19 protein-coding genes are annotated in these 21,465 nt (G+C 69.0%); 17 read left to right on the top strand and 2 right to left on the bottom strand.

The features are described from left to right. Positions 1-15 precede the first annotated feature (15 nt). The 16 genes from ACFYO1_RS25480 to ileS all read left to right on the top strand — a co-directional run bounded on the left by ACFYO1_RS25480 (position 16) and on the right by ileS (position 20,048). Positions 16-1,602 (top strand): UDP-N-acetylmuramoyl-L-alanyl-D-glutamate--2,6-diaminopimelate ligase, encoded by a 1,587-nt coding sequence (locus tag ACFYO1_RS25480; protein WP_387235836.1) that lies wholly within the window; start codon positions 16-18, stop codon positions 1,600-1,602. Then, positions 1,599-3,113 (top strand): UDP-N-acetylmuramoyl-tripeptide--D-alanyl-D-alanine ligase, encoded by a 1,515-nt coding sequence (gene murF / locus ACFYO1_RS25475; RefSeq protein ID WP_387235833.1) that lies wholly within the window; start codon positions 1,599-1,601, stop codon positions 3,111-3,113. Before ACFYO1_RS25480 ends, murF begins: the two co-directional genes overlap by 4 nt. 13 nt (positions 3,114-3,126) lie before the next feature. Continuing rightward, a complete protein-coding gene (mraY, locus tag ACFYO1_RS25470) occupies positions 3,127-4,203 on the top strand; it encodes a phospho-N-acetylmuramoyl-pentapeptide-transferase (RefSeq protein ID WP_150406558.1) in 1,077 nt (358 codons plus the stop codon). 49 nt (positions 4,204-4,252) lie between these two features. Further along, complete coding sequence (murD, locus tag ACFYO1_RS25465) at positions 4,253-5,689, top strand: UDP-N-acetylmuramoyl-L-alanine--D-glutamate ligase (protein ID WP_387235829.1); 1,437 nt, start codon at positions 4,253-4,255, stop codon at positions 5,687-5,689. A 58-nt stretch (positions 5,690-5,747) separates the two neighbouring features. Continuing rightward, a complete protein-coding gene (ftsW, locus tag ACFYO1_RS25460; RefSeq protein ID WP_387235826.1) occupies positions 5,748-7,208 on the top strand; it encodes a putative lipid II flippase FtsW in 1,461 nt (486 codons plus the stop codon). Next, positions 7,205-8,329, top strand: a complete 1,125-nt coding sequence (gene murG, locus ACFYO1_RS25455) for an undecaprenyldiphospho-muramoylpentapeptide beta-N-acetylglucosaminyltransferase (RefSeq protein WP_387235823.1) — start codon at positions 7,205-7,207, stop codon at positions 8,327-8,329. Before ftsW ends, murG begins: the two co-directional genes overlap by 4 nt. A 43-nt stretch (positions 8,330-8,372) precedes the next feature. Next, the gene (gene murC, locus ACFYO1_RS25450) at positions 8,373-9,812 is read left to right on the top strand and encodes a UDP-N-acetylmuramate--L-alanine ligase (protein WP_387238553.1); all 1,440 of its coding nucleotides are present in this window, start codon (positions 8,373-8,375) and stop codon (positions 9,810-9,812) included. A 4-nt stretch (positions 9,813-9,816) separates the two neighbouring features. After that, complete coding sequence (locus ACFYO1_RS25445) at positions 9,817-10,566, top strand: cell division protein FtsQ/DivIB (RefSeq protein WP_387235820.1); 750 nt, start codon at positions 9,817-9,819, stop codon at positions 10,564-10,566. Between the two features lie 407 nt (positions 10,567-10,973). Continuing rightward, entirely contained in the window at positions 10,974-12,209 is a 1,236-nt protein-coding gene (ftsZ, locus tag ACFYO1_RS25440; RefSeq protein ID WP_387235817.1) for a cell division protein FtsZ, read from the top strand. A 258-nt stretch (positions 12,210-12,467) separates the two neighbouring features. Beyond that, positions 12,468-13,193, top strand: a complete 726-nt coding sequence (gene pgeF / locus ACFYO1_RS25435; RefSeq protein WP_387235814.1) for a peptidoglycan editing factor PgeF — start codon at positions 12,468-12,470, stop codon at positions 13,191-13,193. Beyond that, on the top strand, positions 13,193-13,975 hold the full coding sequence (locus tag ACFYO1_RS25430) for a YggS family pyridoxal phosphate-dependent enzyme (protein ID WP_387235811.1): 783 nt from the start codon (positions 13,193-13,195) through the stop codon (positions 13,973-13,975). The genes pgeF and ACFYO1_RS25430 overlap by 1 nt, the downstream gene beginning before the upstream one ends. 267 nt (positions 13,976-14,242) lie before the next feature. Beyond that, entirely contained in the window at positions 14,243-15,046 is an 804-nt protein-coding gene (locus tag ACFYO1_RS25425) for a cell division protein SepF (protein WP_387235808.1), read from the top strand. 89 nt (positions 15,047-15,135) lie between these two features. After that, positions 15,136-15,438: a YggT family protein gene (locus ACFYO1_RS25420; RefSeq protein WP_150406567.1), complete on the top strand. Its 303-nt coding sequence runs from the start codon at positions 15,136-15,138 to the stop codon at positions 15,436-15,438. A 68-nt stretch (positions 15,439-15,506) separates the two neighbouring features. Next, positions 15,507-16,364 (top strand): DivIVA domain-containing protein, encoded by an 858-nt coding sequence (locus ACFYO1_RS25415; RefSeq protein ID WP_387235805.1) that lies wholly within the window; start codon positions 15,507-15,509, stop codon positions 16,362-16,364. Between the two features lie 81 nt (positions 16,365-16,445). Then, a complete protein-coding gene (locus ACFYO1_RS25410; protein ID WP_150406569.1) occupies positions 16,446-16,649 on the top strand; it encodes a hypothetical protein in 204 nt (67 codons plus the stop codon). 267 nt (positions 16,650-16,916) lie between these two features. Next, positions 16,917-20,048: an isoleucine--tRNA ligase gene (gene ileS / locus ACFYO1_RS25405; RefSeq protein WP_387235801.1), complete on the top strand. Its 3,132-nt coding sequence runs from the start codon at positions 16,917-16,919 to the stop codon at positions 20,046-20,048. Between the two features lie 46 nt (positions 20,049-20,094). Here ileS and ACFYO1_RS25400 read toward each other — a convergent pair whose 3' ends face one another. After that, on the bottom strand, positions 20,095-20,253 hold the full coding sequence (locus tag ACFYO1_RS25400; protein ID WP_387235798.1) for a hypothetical protein: 159 nt from the start codon (positions 20,251-20,253) through the stop codon (positions 20,095-20,097). Further along, positions 20,253-20,669 carry an ester cyclase gene (locus tag ACFYO1_RS25395; RefSeq protein ID WP_387235795.1) on the bottom strand — a complete coding sequence of 139 codons (417 nt, stop codon included), beginning with the start codon at positions 20,667-20,669 and terminating at the stop codon, positions 20,253-20,255. The genes ACFYO1_RS25400 and ACFYO1_RS25395 overlap by 1 nt, the downstream gene beginning before the upstream one ends. Positions 20,670-20,711: 42 nt before the next feature. On the opposite strand from ACFYO1_RS25395, the gene ACFYO1_RS25390 reads away from it, so the two are divergent. After that, positions 20,712-21,359 (top strand): TetR/AcrR family transcriptional regulator, encoded by a 648-nt coding sequence (locus ACFYO1_RS25390; protein ID WP_387235793.1) that lies wholly within the window; start codon positions 20,712-20,714, stop codon positions 21,357-21,359. Positions 21,360-21,465 lie beyond the last annotated feature (106 nt).

Here is a 21,465-nt window from a genome sequence, read left to right as displayed (position 1 = left end):
TCAGAGAGGAGCAATGTGCCTGCGCAGCCCAGCCAGCACGCGCTCCGGCCCGCTCATCCGCCGGCCACCGCGCTGACCACCGTGCTGGCGTCGACCGGCGCCGAGGCGACCGGTCCCGCCCTCGCGCAGATCCGGGTCACCGGCATCGAGCAGCGGTCGCAGGCCGTGCGCCCCGGAGATCTGTTCACCGCCTTACCCGGCGCGCAGGCGCACGGCGCGCGGTTCGCGCGCGACGCGGTCGAACGCGGCGCGGTCGCGGTGTTCACCGACGCGGCGGGCGCCGAGCTGGCCGGGGAGCTGACGGTGCCGGTGCTGGTGCGGGAGAATCCGCGCGCGGTGCTCGGGGAGTTGTCCGCGCTGATCTACGGCAATCCCAGTGAGCGGCTGCGCATCGTCGGCATCACCGGTACCTCGGGCAAGACGACGACCTCCTACCTCGTGGAAGCGGGCCTGGCCGCCGCCGGGCTGTCCACCGCGCTGATCGGCACGATCGAGACCCGGATCGGCGGTCGGCGCGTGCCGAGCGCGCTGACCACTCCGGAGGCGCCGCAGCTGCACGCGATGTTCGCGCTGATGGTCGAGCAGGGCGTGGACGCGGTGGTGATGGAGGTGTCCAGTCACGCGCTGGCGCTCGGCCGCGTCGACGGTGTTCGATTCGCGGTCGGCGGGTTCACCAATCTGTCGCAGGATCACCTGGACTTCCACAAGGACTTCGAGGACTACTTCGCCGCCAAGCGCAGGCTGTTCGAGCCGACCTCGCCGGTCGCCGCGCGGACCGCGGTGATCTGCGTCGACGACGAGTGGGGCAGGCGCCTCGCGGAAGGTCTCGACGCCCCGATCACGGTGTCCACCACCGGAACCGGCGATTGGGCCCTGGACGGCGCGATCACCGCGCACGGCGGCGAGCAGGAATTCACCGCGGCCGGCCCGGACGGCGATATCGCTGTGCGACTGCGGCTTCCGGGGCGCTACAACGTGGCCAACGGACTGCTCGCGGTCGCCGTGTGCGCGGCCGCCGGGGTCGACGCGACGGTCGCCGCGCCCGCGCTGGCCACCGTCGACGTGCCCGGCCGGATGCAGCGGGTGGAGCGCGGGCAGGACTTCCTCGCCATCGTCGACTACGCGCACAAGCCGGCCGCGCTGGAATCGGTGATCGCCACGCTGCGTGGACATCTCGCGGCGGACGCGCCGGAATCGCCCGGACGGCTCGCCGTGGTGGTCGGGGCCGGTGGCGACCGGGACGCGGGTAAACGCTCGCTGATGGGCGCGGTGGCCGCCCGCGGCGCCGACCTGGTGATCATCACCGACGACAATCCGCGCAGCGAGGACCCGGCAGCCATCCGGGGTGCGCTGCGCACCGGCGCGCTGGCCGAGGCCGGCCGCGGCGAGGTGCGCGAACTCGGCGACCGCGCCGAAGCCATTGCGGCGGCGGTGAATTGGGCTCAGCCCGGCGACGTGGTACTGGTTGCGGGGAAGGGGCACGAGGCCGGACAGGAGATCCGGGGTGTGAAGCACCCCTTCGACGACCGCGACGTGCTCGCGGCGGCACTGGACAAGCGAAGTCCGCACAACGCGGACGCGGAGGACTTGACGGTTTCATGATCGAGATGACACTGCGGGAGATCGCGGACGTTGTCGGCGGCACGCTGCACGACGTCCCCGACCCGGAGGCGCGAGTCACCGGTTCGGTCGAATTCGATTCGCGCCGAATCGGTTCCGGCGATCTGTTCCTGGCCCTGCCGGGCACCAGGGCGGACGGGCACGACTGGGCCGCCCCGGCGGTCGCGGCCGGCGCGGTCGCGGTGCTCGCGGCCCGCCCGGTGGGGGTGCCCGCCATCGTCGTCGCGCCGAACCCGGGCTCGGTGCCGTCGAGTTCGGTTGCGCTGGCCGGTGATTCGGACGGATCGGGGGCCGCGGTGCTCGCCGCGCTCGCCGACCTGGCCCGCGCCAGCGTGCAACGGCTCACGGCCGCAGGCACGCTCACCGTGATCGGGGTGACCGGCTCGTCCGGCAAGACCTCGACCAAGGACCTGCTCGCGGCGGTGCTCGCGCCGCTCGGCACCGTGGTCGCGCCGCCCGGTTCGTTCAACAGCGAACTCGGCCATCCCTGGACCGCGTTGCGCGCCAACGCCGATACCCGCTTCCTGGTGCTGGAGATGTCCGCGCGCGGCCCCGGCCATATCGCGGCGGCCGCCGAGGTGACCCCGCCGACCATCGGCGTGGTGCTCAATGTCGGCACCGCGCATCTCGGCGAGTTCGGCAGCCGCGAGGCGATCGCCAAGACCAAAGGCGAACTGGTGCAGGCCCTTCCGCCGTCCGGGCTGGCCGTGCTCAACGCCGACGACCAGCAGGTCGCCGCGATGGCGGCGCGCACCACCGCCCGGGTGGTGACCGTCGGCCAGGCCGAGGGCGCAGATCTGCGGGCCACCGACATCCGGCTCGACGACGCGGCGCGCGCGGGCTTCACCCTGCATACGCCGGTGGGCAGCATCGCGATTCAGCTGGCGGTGCACGGCGAACACCAGGTCGGCAACGCGCTGTCCGCGGCGGCGGTCGCCCTCGAATGCGGCGCCGACCTCGACACCATCGCGCAATCGCTGTCCGGCGCGCGCGCCGCGTCCGCCCGCCGGATGGACGTGCGGACCACCCCAACCGGGGTGACCGTGGTCAACGACTCCTACAACGCCAATCCGGACTCAGTGCGCGCCGCGCTCAAGGCCCTGGTCACCATGTCGCGCGCGGGCGAAACGCCGCGGCGCAGCTGGGCGGTGCTCGGCGAAATGGGTGAGCTCGGCGAGGAATCCGTGATCGAACACGACCGGATCGGGCGGCTCGCCGTGCGGCTGGACGTGCACCGGCTGATCGTGGTCGGCACCGGAAGGCCGTCCCGGGCGATGCACCAGGGAGCGGTGATGGAAGGCTCATGGGGTGAGGAGTCGATCCTCGTGCCCGATATCGGCGCGGCCATCGCGCTGCTCGACGACGAAGTCGAGCCGGGCGATGTGGTGCTGGTCAAGGCGTCGAAGTCGGTAGGCCTCTGGGAGGTCGCCGAACACTTGATCACATCGGAGCCATCCAGCGGACATACGGCAAGCACGGAGGCAACTGAGTGAGCGAGGCCAAGGCGTGAGACAGATTCTCTTCGCGGCCGCGATCGCGCTGGCCGTATCCATTCTGCTGACCCCGCTGCTGATCAAGATGTTCGCCAAGCAGGGCTTCGGCCAGGAGATCCGGGTCGACGGCCCGGCCAGTCACCAGGCCAAGCGCGGCACCCCCACCATGGGTGGCGTCGCCATCATCATCGGCATGTGGGCCGGTTACCTCGGCTCGCACCTGATCGGCATCGGCTACCGCGCGGACGGCCCGTCGGCCTCCGGCCTGCTGGTGCTCGGCCTGGCCACCGCGCTCGGCGGCGTCGGCTTCGTCGACGACTTCATCAAGATCCGCAAGCAGCGCAACCTCGGCCTGACCGCCGCGGGCAAATACCTCGGACAGCTGACTGCCGCAGTCGTTTTCGGCGTGCTGGCGTTGCAGTTCCGCGGCGCGAGCGGGCTGACCCCGGCCAGCAGGCATCTGTCGTACGTGCGCGACATCAGCACGGTGACCATGGGCGTCGTCGTGTTCCTGGTCTTCGTCTGCCTGGTCGTGGTCGCCTGGTCCAACGCGGTCAACCTGACCGACGGCCTGGACGGGCTGGCGGCCGGCTCGATGAGCCTGGTCCTCGGCGGTTACGTGGTCATCACGTTCTGGCAGTACTACCACGCCTGCGAGATCAAGGCCGAGGTCGGCTGCTACAACGTGCGCGACCCGCTGGACCTGGCGCTGGTCTGCGCCGCGGGCGCCGCCGCGTGCGTCGGCTTCCTGTGGTGGAATGCCGCGCCCGCCAAGATCTTCATGGGGGACACCGGCTCGCTGGCGCTCGGCGGCATGCTGGCCGGATTGTCCATCACCACACGAACCGAGCTGCTGATGATCGTCATCGGCGCGCTGTTCGTCGCCGAAACCCTGTCGGTGGTGTTGCAGGTGGCGGTGTACCGCACCACGCGCAACCGGCTGTTCAAGATGGCGCCGTTCCATCATCACTTCGAACTCAGCAAGTGGGCCGAGACTACGGTGATCATCAGGTTCTGGCTATTGGCCGCGATGGCTTCCGCCGTCGGGCTCGGCTTGTTCTACAGCGAATATCTCTCTGCGGTCGGGTGAACTAGCGATGGTCGAACATTCTCCTCGGGCCCTGCGATCACCTGGGCCCATGCTCGAATTCCTGCGTGGTCGTGACGTTCTCGTCGCGGGCTGGGGCATATCCGGACGCTCGCTGATCGAGCCGCTGCGCGATATCGGCGCGCGCCCGGTGGTGACCGACGGCGGCGCCGCGGCGCTGGCCGAGGCGGCCGGGCTCGGTCTGGACATCGCCACCTGCGTGGAACTGGAAACCACGGACTGGAGCCGGTTCGCGCTGGTGATCACCAGCCCGGGCTGGCGGCCGGACTCGCCGGTGCTCGCCGCGGCGGTGGCCGAGGGCACGCCGGTGTGGGGTGACGTCGAATTCGCCTGGTGGGTCGATCAAGCCAGGATCTACGGACCCGTGCGCAAGTGGCTGGTGATCACCGGAACCAACGGCAAGACCACCACCACTCAGATGACGCACGCCATCCTGCGCGCCGCGGGCATCCCGAGTGTCGCGTGCGGCAACATCGGCCTGCCGATCCTGGACGCGTTGCGGCGCAACCCGGGACCGCAGGTGCTCGCGGTCGAGCTGTCCTCGTTCCAGCTGCACTGGGCGCCGTCGGTGCGCCCGGAGGCGGGCGTGGTGCTCAATGTGGCCGAGGATCACCTGGATTGGCACGGCGGCCTGGACGCGTACGCCGCCGCGAAGGCGCGGGCGCTGGTCGGCCGGGTCGGCGTGGTCGGGCTCGACGATCCGGTGGCGGCCTCGCTGGCCCGCCGTTCGAAAGCCCGGCGCACCGTCGGCTTCCGGATCGGCGTGCCCGCCGACGGTGAGCTCGGCGTGGTGGACGGCAAGCTGCTCGATCGCGCGTTCACCAAGGCCGCGATCCTGGCCGAGGTCGGCGACATCAGCCCGCCCGGACCGGCCGGTGTCGCGGACGCGCTCGCCGCGTCCGCGCTGACCAGGGCCATCGACGTGGCGCCGCAGTTCATCCGGGAAGGACTGATCGAGCACAAGGTCGGCCCGCACCGGTCGGCGTTCGTGCGCGAGGTCGGCGGCGTCGACTTCATCGACGACTCCAAGGCGACCAACCCGCATGCCGCGCGCACCGCGATCCTGGCGCACCCGCAGGTGGTCTGGGTGGCCGGCGGTCAGCTCAAGGGCGCGCAGATCGAGGACCTGGTCGAAGAGGTCGCCGACCGGCTGGTCGCCGTGGTGCTGATCGGCGCCGACGCACCGGTATTCGCGGCCGCGTTGGCGCGACACGCGCCTGAGGTCCCGGTCATCGAGCTGATCGCGGGAGACGATGCAGGGATGGGTGACGCGTCGAGAGACAAGGCCGACGTCGTCATGGCGCGCGCCGTACAGGCCGCGGCCGGATACGCCCGCCGCGGCGACACCGTATTGCTCGCCCCCGCGGCGGCCTCGCTGGACATGTTCACCGATTACACGCACCGGGGCCGCAGCTTCGCGGCCGCGGTGCACGCACTGGAAGACGGTGACGTCGGGCGGACGCTATGAGGCCGCGCCGTGAGCACGAGGCTCGGAGGCGGCAGCGGAGTGTGACTATGGAGGGCCTGTGAACGGCGCCAATCGGACAGAGCCGACGCGGCGGCGCCAGGAACAGCCAGGCGCCGGGGCCAGGTTCGTGGCCTGGCTGGCGCGGCCGCTCGCGTCGTTTCATCTGGTCGTCACCATCGCCACCCTGCTCACGGTGCTCGGCCTGGTGATGGTGCTGTCCGCGTCCAGCGTCGAGGCGTATGCCGATGAGGGATCGGCGTACAAGCTGTTCAACCAGCAGGCGATGTTCGCCGCGATCGGCACCGTGCTGTTCTATCTGGCGCTGCGGATTCCGTTGCGCCGGTTGCGACAGTGGTCGTTCCCGCTGTTCGTGCTGTCCGTGCTCGGCCTGGTGCTGGTGTTGATCCCCGGCATCGGCTCCAAGGTGCAGGGCGCGCGGCGCTGGATCGATCTCGGCCTGTTCAACGTGCAGCCGTCGGAGATCGTGAAGGTCACCCTGGTGGTGTGGGGCGCGCACCTGCTGGCGTCGCGCCGCTCGGAACACGCCGGGCTGAAAGACATTCTGATGCCGCTGGTTCCGGCGGGCCTGCTGGTGTGCCTGCTCGTCGTGGTGGAGCCGAACCTGTCCACCACCATCGCGCTGGGCATCGTGCTCGCCGCGCTGCTCTGGTTCGGCGGGCTGCCGCTGCGGTTGTTCGTCACGGTCTCGGTGTCCGGCATGATCGCTGCGGCGGTGCTCGCGCTGTCCGCCGGTTATCGATCCGACCGCATGCGCGCGTTCTTCAACCCGGGCGACGACCCGCAGGGCATCGGTTATCAAGCCCGCCAAGCGCTATACTCGCTGGCCGACGGCGGGATCTGGGGCCGCGGTCTCGGGCAGAGCCGGGCCAAGTGGAGCTACCTGCCCAACTCGCACAACGACTTCATCTTCGCCATCATCGGCGAGGAGCTGGGCTTTCTCGGCTGCGCCCTGGTGCTCGGACTGTTCGCGCTGTTCGTCTACACCGGGATCCGAATCGCCAGCCGCTCGGTCGATCCGTTCCTGCGGTTGCTGACCGCGACCGCGACCACCTGGATCACCGGGCAGGCGCTGATCAATATCGGTTACGTGGTCGGCCTGCTGCCGGTCACCGGACTGCAGCTGCCGCTGGTGTCGGCGGGCGGTTCGTCGCTGGCCATCACGCTGTTCATGTTCGGCATCATCGCCAACGCGGCCAGACACGAACCGGAGGCCGTCTCCGCGCTGCACGCCGGGCAAGACGGTAGGTTCAGTAGGTTGCTGCGGCTGCCCAAGCCGGAGGTGTACTCACCGGCGCGGGCCAGTGCCGCTCGGGCGAAATCCGCGCAGCGAAAGCCGCCACGGCCGGGCAGACAGGCCTTGCCCGCGCGGCGCCCGCAGCCGGAGCCGGGACGGCGCCGCTCGCCGGAGAGCCGCGGCACCAGCTCGCTGCGCGCCACCAGAGCGTGGGAGCCCAGCTACCCGGTCAACCACACAAGAGAACGAGGAAAATCTAGGTGATCTCGGTAATCGTCGCAGGCGGCGGCACGGCGGGCCATATCGAACCCGCTCTCGCGGTGGCGGACGCGCTGCGGCGGCTCGACGATTCGATCCGGGTGACGGCGCTGGGCACCGAACGCGGATTGGAGACCCGGCTGGTTCCCGAGCGCGGCTATCCGCTCGAGCTCATCCCGCCGGTTCCGTTGCCGCGCAAGCCCACCGCGGATCTGCTGCGGCTGCCCGGCCGGGTCCGCGCCTCGGTGGCGCGGACCAGGGCGGTGATCGACGCGGTCGAGGCCGACGTGATCGTCGGCTTCGGCGGATACGTGGCGCTACCCGCCTACCTCGCCGCAGGGCAGGGGTCGCTGCGCCGCAGGCGCAAGGTGCCGGTGGTGGTGCACGAGGCCAACGCGAAGGCCGGGATCGCAAACAAGGTCGGCGCCCGCCGTGCCGCGCGAGTGCTTGCCGCGGTACCGGATTCGGGCCTGGCCGGGGCGCAGGTCGTCGGGATTCCGGTGCGCGACTCGATCACCACGCTGGACCGGGCCGCGCTGCGCGCCGAGGCGCGCGCACACTTCGGCCTGCCCGCCGAGGGAACGGTACTGCTGGTGTTCGGCGGCTCGCAGGGCGCGCGCAGCCTGAACGACGCGGTGTCCGGCGCCGCAGCGCAACTCGCCGCGGCGGGCATCTCGGTATTGCACGCGCACGGCCCGAAGAACACGCTCGAGGTCGCCACCGGAGCGGAGTCACTCGCCACTGAGAGTGGGGCCGGCGCACCGTATGTCGCGGTGCCGTATCTTTCCCGGATGGATCTCGCCTACGCCGCCGCCGACGCGGTGGTCTGCCGGTCGGGCGCGATGACCGTCGCCGAGGTGTCGGCGGTCGGCCTGCCCGCCTTCTACGTGCCGCTGGCCCACGGCAACGGCGAACAGGAACTCAATGCCAGACCCGTCGTCCGGCAGGGCGGCGGCCGGATTGTCCCGGATTCGGAGCTGACGCCGAAATACGTGATCGATGAGGTGATTCCGCTGCTCATGGACCCCTCCCGGCTGACCGAGATGGGCCGCGCCGCGGCCGGTGCCGGGCATCGCGACGCCGCCGACGCGGTGGCGCGGATCGTGCTGGAGGTGGCCGGTGGCTGACGACGATCTCTCCGCCTTGCCGCCCTCGCTGGAGCGGGTGCACATGGTGGGCATCGGCGGGGCCGGGATGTCCGGCATCGCCCGGATCCTGCTGTCCCGCGGCGGCGCGGTATCCGGCTCGGACGCCAAGGAGAGCCGTGGCGTGCTCGCGCTGCGGGCCCGCGGCGCGCAGGTGCGCATCGGTCACGACGCCAGCGCGCTGGATCTGCTGCCCGGCGGCCCGACCGTGGTAGTCACCACTTACGCCGCCATCCCGAAGACCAATCCCGAACTGGTGGAAGCGAAACGGCGCGATATCCCGGTGCTGCTGCGCCCGGCCGTGCTCGCCTCGCTGATGCAGGGGCACCGCACGCTGCTGGTGTCGGGCACGCACGGCAAGACCTCCACCACCTCGATGCTGATCGTGTCGTTGCAGCACTGCGGCTTCGACCCGTCCTTCGCGGTCGGCGGCGAGCTGAACGAGGCGGGCACCAACGCGCACCACGGCACCGGGGACATCTTCGTCGCCGAGGCCGACGAGAGCGACGGGTCGCTGCTGCAATACGACCCGGACGTCGCGGTGGTCACCAACATCGAGTCCGATCACCTGGACTACTTCGGCACCGACGAGGCCTACGTTCAGGTCTTCGACGACTTCGCCGACCGGCTCGCGGATGGTGGCCTGCTGGTGGTCTGCCTGGACGACCCGGGTTCCCGCGCGCTCGCCGAGCGGGTGGGGGAGAAGCTGGCCGCCAAGAACATTCGGGTGCTGGGTTACGGCTCCGGCGAACTGGCCGACGCGCCGGTCCCGGTCGGCGTGCGGCTGCACAGCTGGGAGCCGCGCGACGTCGGCGGCATCGCCCAGTTCCAGCTCGCCGACGAAGCCGCACCGCGCACTCTGCGGTTGTCGGTGCCGGGCCGGCACATGGCGTTGAACGCGCTGGCCGCGTTGCTCGCCGCGCGGGCGACCGGGGCCGATGTGGACGAAATCATCCAGGGCCTGGAGGGTTTCGGCGGCGTGCACCGCCGGTTCCAGTTCGCCGGCCGGGAGAACGGCGTGCGCGTCTTCGACGACTACGCCCACCATCCGACCGAGGTGCGCGCCGTGCTCGGCGCCGCCGCGGAGCTGGTGCAGCAGGAGGCGCGCGACGGCGCCCGCTCGCGTCAGGGCCGGGTGATCGTGGTCTTCCAACCGCATCTCTACAGCCGCACCGCGACGTTCGCGCAGGACTTCGGCGCCGCGTTGAGCCTGGCCGACGAGGTGGTCGTGCTCGACGTGTACGGCGCGCGGGAGAAGCCGCTGCCCGGCGTGAACGGCGCGCTGGTCGCGCAGTCGGTCACCAAACCCGTGCACTACCAGCCGGATATGTCGCGGGTCGGCCGTCAGGTGGCCAAGCTCGCGCTGCCCGGCGACGTGGTGATCACCATGGGCGCCGGCGACGTGACCATGCTCGGCAGCCAGATCCTCGACGGTTTACGGGCGCGTCCACAGTACGGGCGGTGAGGCCGTGACCCAGCGATCGAGGCGCGGTGCGGGGTCGGTGCGCGAGCAGGGCGTCGGCGCGGCGCGTTCGGCCGGTCTGCGGCTGAGCCCGCACGGGTGGCGGCGGGTCCGGCTGTGGGGATTGCTGGGCGTGTGCGTCCTTGTCGTCTTCGGTGCGGTCGCGTGGTTCACCCCGGTGCTCTCCGTGCGCACCGTCGACGTGGACGGTGCGGTCGCGGTGCCCGAACAGCAGGTGCGCGATCTGCTCGAAATCCCTTCCGGCCGGTCGATGTTGCGCATCGACACGACCGCGATCGCCCGGCGTGTCGCGAGCATTCCCAAGGTGCGGACGGCTCGGGTGCAGCGGGTGTTCCCGTCGACCGTGCGGGTGACCGTGGTCGAACGAGTCCCGGTGCTGTTCTTCGACAGTCCGCAGGGCGCGCATCTACTCGACGCGGAGAGCGTGGAATTCGCGATCGAGGACGCGCCGATCGGCGTGCCCAAGCTGATCACCGATCACCCGGCGAGTGACGCGCCGGTGACCAGGGCCGCGGTCGGCGTGCTCACCGCGCTACCGCCCGCGCTGGCCGTTCAGGTGGACGAGGTTGCGGCACGGTCAATTTCGGATATTTCGCTGAATCTGAAGGACGGGCGCACGGTACTCTGGGGCGGCACGAGCGACGCCGCACGCAAGTCGGCGGTCGTGCTCCCGCTGCTGACCCGCCCTGGAACGGTGTTCGATGTGTCGAGTCCCAACCTGGTCACGGTAAAGTGAGCGATACCCATTGCGCCCGCGTCGAATTGCAGTGTTCGACGGGTGGCGTTCGCCGATCCGGAAGGGTCGTGCGAGCTGCCGCTTCCGGGCCTGACGCTCACCGCACCGGCCCTCGCGCCGGGAACCGAGCGGCAGGGGGCAACCGTTCACCATACGTCGTGCGGCGCTGCGAGACGAGAGGGATCACACAAGATTCTGTCTCTTGTTTCGGCGCGCCTGCGCGCGTATTGCGGCGGCGGCGAATAGCGTTCCGCAGCAGTCGGATACTTGACATAACGCTAACCCTATGGTTGAGGTTTAGGGTTTGCCCGAGCGGCGGTTCGCTGAGTGAAGCCGCTCAGGCGAATACGGCGGAGTGTCTCGAATCCGAAAACGACAGGCTTTAGATCGAAGGAAGGCGAGAGCCCATGACGCCCCCGCACAACTACCTTGCCGTGATCAAGGTCGTCGGTATCGGCGGCGGCGGTGTGAATGCCGTCAACCGGATGATCGAACAGGGCCTCAAAGGTGTCGAGTTCATCGCGGTCAACACCGACGCGCAGGCGCTGCTGATGAGCGATGCCGACGTCAAGCTCGATGTCGGCCGTGAACTCACCCGTGGCCTCGGCGCCGGCGCCGACCCCGAGGTCGGCCGGCGGGCCGCCGAGGACCACAAGGACGAGATCGAAGAGGTGCTCAAGGGCGCCGACATGGTCTTCGTCACCGCGGGCGAGGGTGGTGGCACCGGCACCGGCGGCGCCCCGGTCGTCGCCCAGATCGCGCGCAAACTCGGCGCGCTGACCATCGGCGTGGTCACCCGCCCGTTCTCCTTCGAGGGCAAGCGGCGCGGCGGCCAGGCCGAGACCGGCATCGGTCAGCTGCGCGAGTCCTGCGACACGCTCATCGTGATCCCGAACGACCGGTTGTTACAGCTCGGCGACGCGGCGGTCAGCCTGATGGACGCGTTCCGCTCGGCGGATGAGGTGCTGCTCAACGGTGTCCAGGGCATCACCGACCTGATCACCACCCCGGGTCTGATCAACGTCGACTTCGCCGACGTCAAGAGCGTGATGTCCGGCGCGGGCAGCGCGCTGATGGGCATCGGCTCGGCGCGCGGCGAGGGCCGATCGGTGAAAGCGGCCGAGTCGGCGATCAATTCGCCGCTGCTGGAGGCCTCGATGGACGGCGCGCACGGCGTGCTGCTGTCCATCGCGGGCGGCTCCGACCTCGGCCTATTCGAGATCAACGAGGCCGCGTCGCTGGTCCAGGAGGCCGCGCACATCGAGGCCAACATCATCTTCGGCACGGTGATCGACGACTCGCTCGGCGACGAAGTGCGAGTCACCGTGATCGCCGCCGGTTTCGACGGGGGCGGTCCCGCCCGGCGGACCTTCGAGAACCCGAGCCGCAGCACCATCGGATCGGCCCGCGCCGGCGAGATCGGCCAGAGCAGGCCCGCGGAGGCGGCGGCCCGCAGCACCGACATCGCGGCCGCGACCGCGAGCTCGACCTCCTCCACCCGCGGCGCCGTCCCGAGCTACCGGGACAGCGAGAAGGCGCGGATGGCCGACCCGACCGTGGCGAACAACGCCCGGACGCACATCGCGCCGCCCGACGACGATGACGACGACGATGTCGACGTCCCGTCTTTCATGCGACGGTGACGCTCGGTCGGCAGATCGACCGACCTCACCCACGAAGGCCCTGATCCCGCCGGGATCAGGGCCTTCGCGGTTATACCGCCTGCCGAGCCGAGTGGTCGTCGGGTCATCGAGTCGAGTCATATGGTCGCTTTTCAAGATCAACTAGCGACCCTATGACTCGACTCGACTTCCCGAGTCCGCTACGGGGCAACTGTGGAGGAGTGGGTGGCGTGCTCCGCTGGGTCGTCGGGTGCGCGGCGCGCGATTAGGCTCGGTGGCATGACTTCTGTCCCTACGCTGACCGTTCGACGAGTGACAACGACCAGGGCGGGCGGCTTCTCGGCCCCGCCCTACGAGTCGTTCAATCTGGGCGATCACGTCGGCGACGATCCGGCGACGGTGCGGCGCAACCGGGATCGGCTGGCCGAGGGGATCGGGCTCACGCCGGATCGGCTGGTGTGGATGGAGCAGATCCACGGACGCAACGTCGAGATCGTCGACGGGCCACGCGACGAGCCGGTGCCCGCCACCGATGCCCTCGTGACCAAGGTTCCCGGCCTGGCATTGGTGGTGCTGACCGCCGACTGTGTGCCGGTCCTGCTGTCCGACGACGAGGCCGGCGTCATCGCCGCCGTGCACGCCGGCCGGATCGGCGCGCGGATCGGGATCGTGCCGAAGGTGCTCGAGGCGATGGTGTCCCTCGGCGCGAGCGTCGACCGCATCGGTGCGTTCCTCGGCCCGGCCGCCTCGGGGCGGCAGTACGAAGTGCCCGCCGCGATGCGCGCCGACGTCGAAAAGCACCTACCGGGTAGCGCTTCCACCACCGTGCGCAAGACGCCCTCGCTCGACCTGCGCGCCGGCATCGCCAGGCAGCTCATCGAGGCCGGGATCAACGGCGTCGCCATCGACCCGCGCTGCACCATCGAGGACCGCACCCTGTTCAGCCACCGCCGCGGCGCGCCCACCGGACGGCTCGGCAGCGTGATCTGGTCGGAGGTGCGCTGATGAGCGGCTCGGAAGCCATTGCGGCACAGGTCGACGCGCGTACCGCCGAACTGGCCACCAATCTGTCCGCGCTGCTGCAACGGGTCGACACGGCCTGCCTCGCGGCGGGGCGAAAGCCGGACTCGGTGCGTCTACTCCCAGTGACGAAGTTCTTCCCGGCCGGCGACGTGGCGATCCTGTATCGCCTCGGCCGCCGCGAATTCGGCGAATCGCGCGAGCAGGAAGCCACGGCAAAGGTGGCAGAACTGCCAACATTGGTCGGCCGGGACGCCGAAGGTGACGAAGGACTCCCGGATGTGCAGTGGCACATGATCGGTCGCCTGCAACGCAACAAGGCGCGGGTCGTCGCGCGCTGGGCACACACCGTGCACTCGGTCGACAGCGAACGACTGGCAACGGCCCTGGCCACGGGTGCGCAGACCGCGCTGGACGCGGGGGAGCGGACCGACCCGGTGCGCGTGCTGTTGCAGGTGAGCCTGGATGACGACCCCTCGCGCGGCGGTGTCGCGCCGGCCGAATTGGCCCGTCTCGCAGAACAAGTTGCCGGGTCCAAGGCATTACGACTGTCCGGTCTGATGGCCATTCCGCCATTGGGGGCTGAGTCTGATGCGGCATTTGCGCGACTTGCGACTTTGCACACGATGTTGCTCGCCGAGCATCCCGGCGCGACAGAACTTTCCGCAGGAATGTCGGGCGATCTGGAATCTGCCATCGAACACGGCTCCACCTGTGTGCGTGTCGGTACCGCCTTGATGGGCGCTCGACCGATAACCTCGGCGTAGCAAAGAAACCTCATCAGTCACATTCGACACATATGCTTGAGGCAGACGAGGGCTGAGCAAGACTTCAACACCCGGCCGCCACCGGGGCCGAAGGAAGGTCGACCAATATGAGCGAGCGCAGCGAGCGAGTTCTCGACGCAGCCACCATCATGGTCATGACTGCGCCGAGCGTCAGCGAGGCCAGGTCATGAGCGAGCGCAGCGAGCGGCCAATGGGCGCAGCCACCCTCGTGGTCACGGCTTCGCCGAGCGTCAGCGAGGCCAAGTCATGAGCACGCTGCATAAGTTCAAGGCGTACTTCGGCATGGTCCCGCTCGAAGACTACGAAGACGACTATGTCGATGATCGCGCCCCCCGGGGGATCGATGATCGCGGCGCGCGCCGCCCGCGGCCCCGTGACTACCCGGACGCCTACGGTGCCGACCGGTACCCCGAAGACCGTTACGGCGCTGGTCATTACGCCGCCGACGGCTTCGACCGGGACGACGCCGACTACCCGGAACCTGCCTACAAGTCGCCGTACAAGGCCGGCTACCCGGTCTCGCGCCGCGAGGAGTACGCGGACGAGCCCTACGGCGAGGACCGCTACGACTCGCCGCGCAGGCCGACCCGGATCGAGACCGCGCCGTCCTCCGGCCGGTTCCGGGGCAGCGGCAGCCTGCCACCGCTGCGGGGCGCCACCCGCGGTGCGCTCGCGGTCGATCCCGACGCCGAGGAGCGTCGGCTCGAGGAGCGCGTGCGCCCCGAACCGGCACCCGCGCGCAGGCCGGGGATCTTCGAGGACGGAGGCCCCTTGTCCAAGATCACGACACTGCGTCCGCGCGACTACAGCGAGGCCAGGATCATCGGCGAGCGGTTCCGCGAGGGCAACCCGGTGATCATGGACCTGGTCGATCTCAGCAACGCCGACGCCAAGCGCCTGGTCGACTTCGCCGCCGGACTCGCGTTCGCGCTGCGTGGCTCGTTCGACAAGGTTGCTACCAAGGTGTTCCTGCTCTCACCGGCCGACGTCGACGTATCAGCCGAAGAACGCCGTCGCATCGCCGAAACCGGCTTCTACAACCAGAAATAAGGTCGTGATCTGGGGGGCGTTGCAGACCGGTCGCAGGTGAAGCGGCGCGGTCATTTTGCGCAAAGCGGATTTTGCGGCAGAGTGAACTCGTGGCCTTGTTCGCGGTGCTGTACTTCGTACTGTTCATCTTCTGGCTGTTGCTGATCAGCCGGGTGATCGTCGAGTTCATCCGAAGCTTCGCTCGTGACTGGCGTCCCACCGGTGTCGTGGTCATCATCCTCGAGATGATCTTCACGATCACCGACCCTCCGGTGAAACTCCTGAGGCGGTTGATACCACCGGTGTCACTGGGGGGAATTCGCCTGGATCTGTCGATTATGGTCCTGCTTTTCATCGTCTTCATCTTGATGTCGATCGTGGGCAGGCTCGGGCAGCCGGTAGCCCCGGTGTGACAGAATGGGCCGTGAAGTAGCTTGCTAGATCTGCTAGATCTCCAAAAGACGCGTGAAGGGATCCTTCCATGCCGCTGACTCCAGCCGATGTGCACAACGTCGCGTTCAGCAAACCGCCGATCGGGAAGCGCGGCTACAACGAGGATGAAGTCGACGCCTTCCTGGATCTCGTCGAGCAGGAACTCTCGCGTCTGATCGAGGAGAACGCCGACCTGCGTCAGCGGGTCGCCGAACTCGACGCGGAACTGGCCGATGCCAAGAAGAATCGCGGCCCTGTCGGCCCGAGCAACGTGAAACCGCCTGTACAGCAGGCCCCTCCGCCGCCCCCGGAGCCGATCAAGCCGCCGGTGCAGCAGGCCCCGCCCGCCCCGATGCCCGCCCCGCCCGCCCCGAAAGAGGCGCCGAGCGCGGACGCGAATCTGCAGGCCGCCAAGGTGCTCAGCCTCGCCCAGGAAATGGCGGACCGGCTGACCAGCGACGCGAAGGTCGAGGCGGAAAACCTGCTCTCGAACGCCCGGGCAAACTCCGAGCGTCTGGTCGGCGATGCCCGCACCCGCTCCGAGGCGATGATCGCCGACGCCCGGCAGAAGGCCGACGCGATGCTCTCGGACGCGCAGTCCCGTTCGGACAACCAGCTGCGGCAGGCCAAGGAAAAGGCCGACGCCCTGCAGGCCGACGCCGAGCGCAAGCACACCGAGATCATGGCCACCATCACCCAGCAGCGCAGCGTGCTGGAGAGCCGGATCGAGCAGCTCAAGACCTTCGAGCGGGAGTACCGGGTGCGGCTGAAGTCCTACCTGGAGTCGCAGCTCGAGGAGCTGGAGAACCGCGGCTCGGCGGTCCCGGTCGACGGTGGCGAGGCGTTCGCCGATGCCAACACGGCCGGCAACCTGCAGCCTGCCTCGTTCGCCAAGGGTGGCAAGTAAGCCGCTCACAACCGAGCACCCACCCGCAGTTCGTACAATTAGAGGAACTGTCGAGCCGCCTGGCATGCGTTGGGGGTTTCCATGCTCGTGTTGACGCTCGTTCTCGCCGCCGTCGGCTTCGCACTACTGGTCGCCGCGCTCACCACCGGTTCGGTGATCTGGGCGTGGGGTTGCATCCTGGTGTGCGTGCTCGGTGCGGTGCTCCTGCTGGTCAGTGCCTTGTCTATGGGTAAGCCGGACGAAGATTCGACTCCGCCGCCACCGGGCCGCCACGCGAAACGCTAGGTGGGCCGTAAATAGGTTTGACCGCACTGGCTAGAATCAAACATGAACATGGTGTTGATCCGGCCATCACCGGGGAGCCTTCGGAAGAACAGCACCCGCCGCCTGTGCGGCGGTGCCCAGTAGAACCGAACGGGTGAGCCCGTCACAGCTCTCAACGAGAGGTTCGGCTGCTCTGGCCGGACAAGCGGGGTGGTACCGCGGTTTCGGCGCACCGGCGCCGGCATCGTCCCCGTGCCAACGGAAACGGCACGAGGAGACGCATCCGCGATGGCGGACCAAACTTCCAGCAACAGCGGCTACCCGAGGGTCGACCTCGGTGCCGGAGCGACGTTCCCCGAGATGGAACGCCGCGTGCTAGACGCATGGGCGGCCGCCGACACCTTCCGCGTGAGCATCGAAAACCGTTCCGGGGGAGCGGAGTTCGTCTTCTATGACGGGCCGCCGTTTGCGAACGGGCTGCCGCATTACGGACATTTGCTCACCGGATACGTCAAAGATCTCGTCCCGCGTTTCCAGACGATGCGCGGCAAGCGCGTCGACCGGCGTTTCGGCTGGGACTGTCATGGATTGCCCGCGGAACTCGAGGCGGAAAAACAGCTCGGTATCACGGACAAATCACAGATCGAAGCAATGGGCCTCGCCGAATTCAACGCGGCGACTAAATCTTCCGTGCTCCGCTACACCGGCGAATGGCGCGATTACGTGACGCGTCAGGCCCGCTGGGTCGACTTCGACAACGACTACAAGACCCTCGATCTCGACTTCATGGAGTCGGTGATGTGGGCGTTCAAGTCGCTGCACGAGAAGGGCTTGATCTACCAGGGTTTCCGGGTACTGCCCTACAGCTGGTACGAGCAGACGCCGCTGTCCAATCAGGAAACCCGGCTCGACGACGCGTACAAGATGCGCCAGGATCCGGCGGTCACCGTCGACATGCCGCTGCGCGTGCCCGCCGACCATCCGCTGCACGCGCTCGACGGCGCCAACGCGTTGATCTGGACCACCACCCCGTGGACCCTGCCGTCCAACCTCGCCATCGCCGTGCACCCCGACGTGCGCTACGTGCATCTGCGCGGCGCCGACGGCAAGCGTTATCTGCTGGCCGCCGAACGCGTGTCGCACTACGCCCGCGAATTCGGCGACGAGCCGGAGGTGCTCGGCGAGTACGACGGCGCGGCGCTGACCGACCTGGCCTACGATCCGCCGTTCGACTTCTTCGTCGGCCACCCGCGCGCGCACCGCGTGCTGAACGCCGACTACGTGACCACCGACTCCGGCACCGGAATCGTGCACCTCGCACCGGCATTCGGTGAGGAGGACATGGAGGTCGCCACGGCCAACGGCATCGAGATCGTGCAACCGCTCGATCAGGGCGGCAAGTTCACCTCGATGGTGCCGCCGTACGAGGGCCTGATGGTGTTCGACGCCAACCCGGTGATCATCAAGGACCTCAAGGCCGCCGGAAAGCTGTTGCGGCACGAGACGATCGAGCACTCCTACCCGCACAGCTGGCGTTCCGGGCAGCCGCTGATCTACATGGCGGTGCCGTCCTGGTTCGTCGCGGTCACCACGTTCCGCGACCGGATGGTCGAGCTGAACCAGCGGATCTCCTGGGTGCCCGAGCACATGCGGGACGGCCAGTTCGGCAAGTGGCTGGAGGGCGCGCGGGACTGGAACATCAGCCGTAACCGCTACTGGGGCAGCCCGATCCCGGTGTGGGTGTCCGATGATCCGGCCTACCCGCGCACCGACGTCTACGGTTCGCTCGACGAGCTGGAACGCGACTTCGGCGTGCGCCCGACCGATCTGCACCGGCCGATGATCGACGAGCTGACCCGCCCGAATCCCGATGACCCGACGGGCAACTCGACCATGCGCCGGGTGCCCGAGGTGCTCGACTGCTGGTTCGAGTCGGGTTCGATGCCGTTCGCCCAGGTGCACTACCCGTTCGAGAACACCGAGTGGTTCGACGGTCACTTCCCCGGCGACTTCATCGTCGAGTACAACGGGCAGACTCGCGGCTGGTTCTATAACCTGCACGTGCTCGCCACCGCGCTGTTCGACAGCCCGGCGTTCAAAACCGTTGTCGCGCACGGCATCGTGCTCGGCGACGACGGCCTGAAGATGAGCAAGTCCAAGGGCAACTATCCGAACGTCAACGAGGTGTTCGACCGGGACGGCTCGGACGCGATGCGCTGGTTCCTGATGAGCTCGCCGATCCTGCGCGGCGGCAACCTCATCGTCACCGAGCGCGGCATCCGCGAGGGCGTCAGCCATGCGCTGCGGCCGCTGTGGAACGCGTGGACCTTCCTGCAGCTGTACGCCTCGAAACCCGGTACCTGGCGCACCGATTCGCCGCACGTGCTCGATCGCTACATCCTGGCCAAGCTCGCGCAGACCCGGGACGCGATGACCGAGGCGTTCGAGACCTACGACATCGCCGGCGCCTGTGACGAGCTGCGCGGGTTCGCCGACGCGTTGACCAATTGGTATGTGCGCCGGTCGCGTTCGCGCTTCTGGAGCGAGGAGCCGGATGCGGTGGACACGCTGCACACGGTGCTCGAGGTGGTCACCCGGCTGGCCGCGCCGCTGCTTCCGCTGATCACCGAGGTGATCTGGCGCGGGCTCACCGGCGGCGAGTCGGTACACCTGACCGACTGGCCCAAAGACGGGGAGCTGCCCGCCGATCCGGAGCTGGTCGCCGCGATGGACGAGGCCAGGGTGGTCTGCTCGACGGTGCTGAGCCTGCGCAAGGCGCAGAACCTGCGGGTGCGGCTGCCGCTGGCCGAGGTCACCATCGCCGCGGCCGACGCCGAACGGCTGGCGCCGTACGCCGACATCATCGCCGACGAGGTCAACGTCAAGAAGGTCGACCTGACCACCGACGTCGCCGTGCACGGCCGCTTCGAGCTGGTGGTGAACGCCCGGGCCGCTGGTCCGCGCCTCGGCAAGCAGGTGCAGACGGTGATCAAGGCGGTCAAGGCCGGCGAGTGGTCCGAGGACGCCGACGGTGTCGTCACCGCCGCCGGAATCGCCCTGCTCCCCGAGGAGTACACCCAGCGCCTGGTCGCCGCCGAACCCGAGTCCACCGCCGCGCTGCCCGGCAATGCCGGTCTGGTGGTGCTGAACTCGGTGGTGACCGAGGAGCTGGAGGCCGAGGGCTGGGCCCGCGACCTCATCCGTGACCTCCAGGAGACCCGGAAGTCGTTGGGGCTGGACGTATCCGACCGGATCACCGTGGTGCTCGAGGTGCCCGCCGATCGGGCCGGATGGGCCGAGACCCATCGCGACCTGATCGCGGGCGAGGTGCTCGCCACCGCCCTCACCCTCGGCGATGCGGGCGCCGACGCCGCCGACCTGGTCGGGGGAGTGCGCGCCCGGGTCACCAAGGCCGGATAGGCCGACGCGGCGAGGGCGGGGTCCGGTTCGGTCCCCGCCCTCGCCGTTATCCCCTGCCCCGCACCGCGCCTGGCTGCGGCCGCCCGGCGGCGGCCGAATTCCCCAGCGGCGGTAGCCAGTACACGTCGGCGCTGTCCTGCCGCCGATCGCGCCGTTCGTAGCGCTCCGGCGCGACCCCGCGCTTGGCCGCCTTGTAGGCGCCCATCAGGCCGGCGCCATCAGCTGCTGCATGATCGCGGCGGTATCCAGCCAGACGTTCTCCCGGCTGATCTTGTTGTCCCGGACCTCGCACACGTGCAGGATGCGGAAGCTGATCGGCCGGTTGTTGCCGGGCACGCCGAGCAGCATGCCGTGGGCCCGGCCGTGCCACACGGATTCGTCGACGAAGAAGTCCTCGCCGTAGTACCGGTGCACGCTCTCCATCTTGTCCTCGCTGATCGCGTCGAACAGCGCGCGGTAGCGCTGGGCGATCGCGTCCGGCTCGCGCAGGGTCCCTTGCGGATCGCCGACCGCGTCGTGCTCGACCTCGTCGGCCAGTGTCGCCATGATCGCGTCGACATCGTTGGCCGCCTCGGCCGCGCAGTGCCGCTCGAACAGCTCGTCCATTTCTTCTCTGGTCATCGCACGCCCTCCGGAATAGTGAGATTCTGCTATCGTGGTGAGATGACTTTCTCACGGCGAGACGAGATTCTCAATAGCGGTCGAGCGGCGAATCAGAAGATGCGGACCAGGGAGGCTCTGATCAACGCCGCGCTCGAGCTCGCCCGCAACGGTCACTCGCCGTCGATCGCCGAGGTTGCCGAGGCCGCGAAGGTCTCCACCGCCACCGCCTACCGGTACTTCCCGAATCCGCAGTCGCTGTGGTCGGACATGGCCACCCGGCAGGCCGGGTTCACCGGTGGCTTCCCCGACCTGCTGAACGACCTGCCCGAGGATGTCGAGGAGCGCATCGAGCGGGTCGTGCGCGAGTGCTGCGCCTTCCAATTCGCCGACGAGGTGGTGTGGCGCGGCGTGCTGCGGGCGACCCTCGATCGCTGGTTCGGTCAGGTGGATGTCCCTGAGGCGGAACGGGTTCCGGTGCGCGGGGTGACCCGGCTGGAGATGGCGCGGGTCGCGTTGTCGCCGCTGCGGGGCACGCTCTCGGCGGAGCGGTTCGAGCGGTTGGTAAATGCGGTCGTGCTGGTGTTCGGCGTCGAGGCGCTGGTCTCCACGCGTGACACCAGCGGGCTCGATCCGGAGGCGGCAACCGAGACGATGTGCTGGGCGGCCCGCGCGCTGGTTCGGGCCGCGATCGCCGAATCGGAGGCGTGACGGCGCTGTGTGCGGGCCTTTCGCGTGTCGGTCATCGATGTGAGACAGATCACATGCTAGAAATTTGCTGAAGTATTGTTGCAGGTCCGAGGCTCGCGGCAGAATC

Source organism: Nocardia sp. NPDC006044 (genome assembly GCF_042871115.1).
GTDB lineage: Bacteria > Actinomycetota > Actinomycetes > Mycobacteriales > Mycobacteriaceae > Nocardia.
Note: the sequence above shows the minus strand (reverse complement) of the source record. Positions and strands in the feature narration are given on the sequence as shown.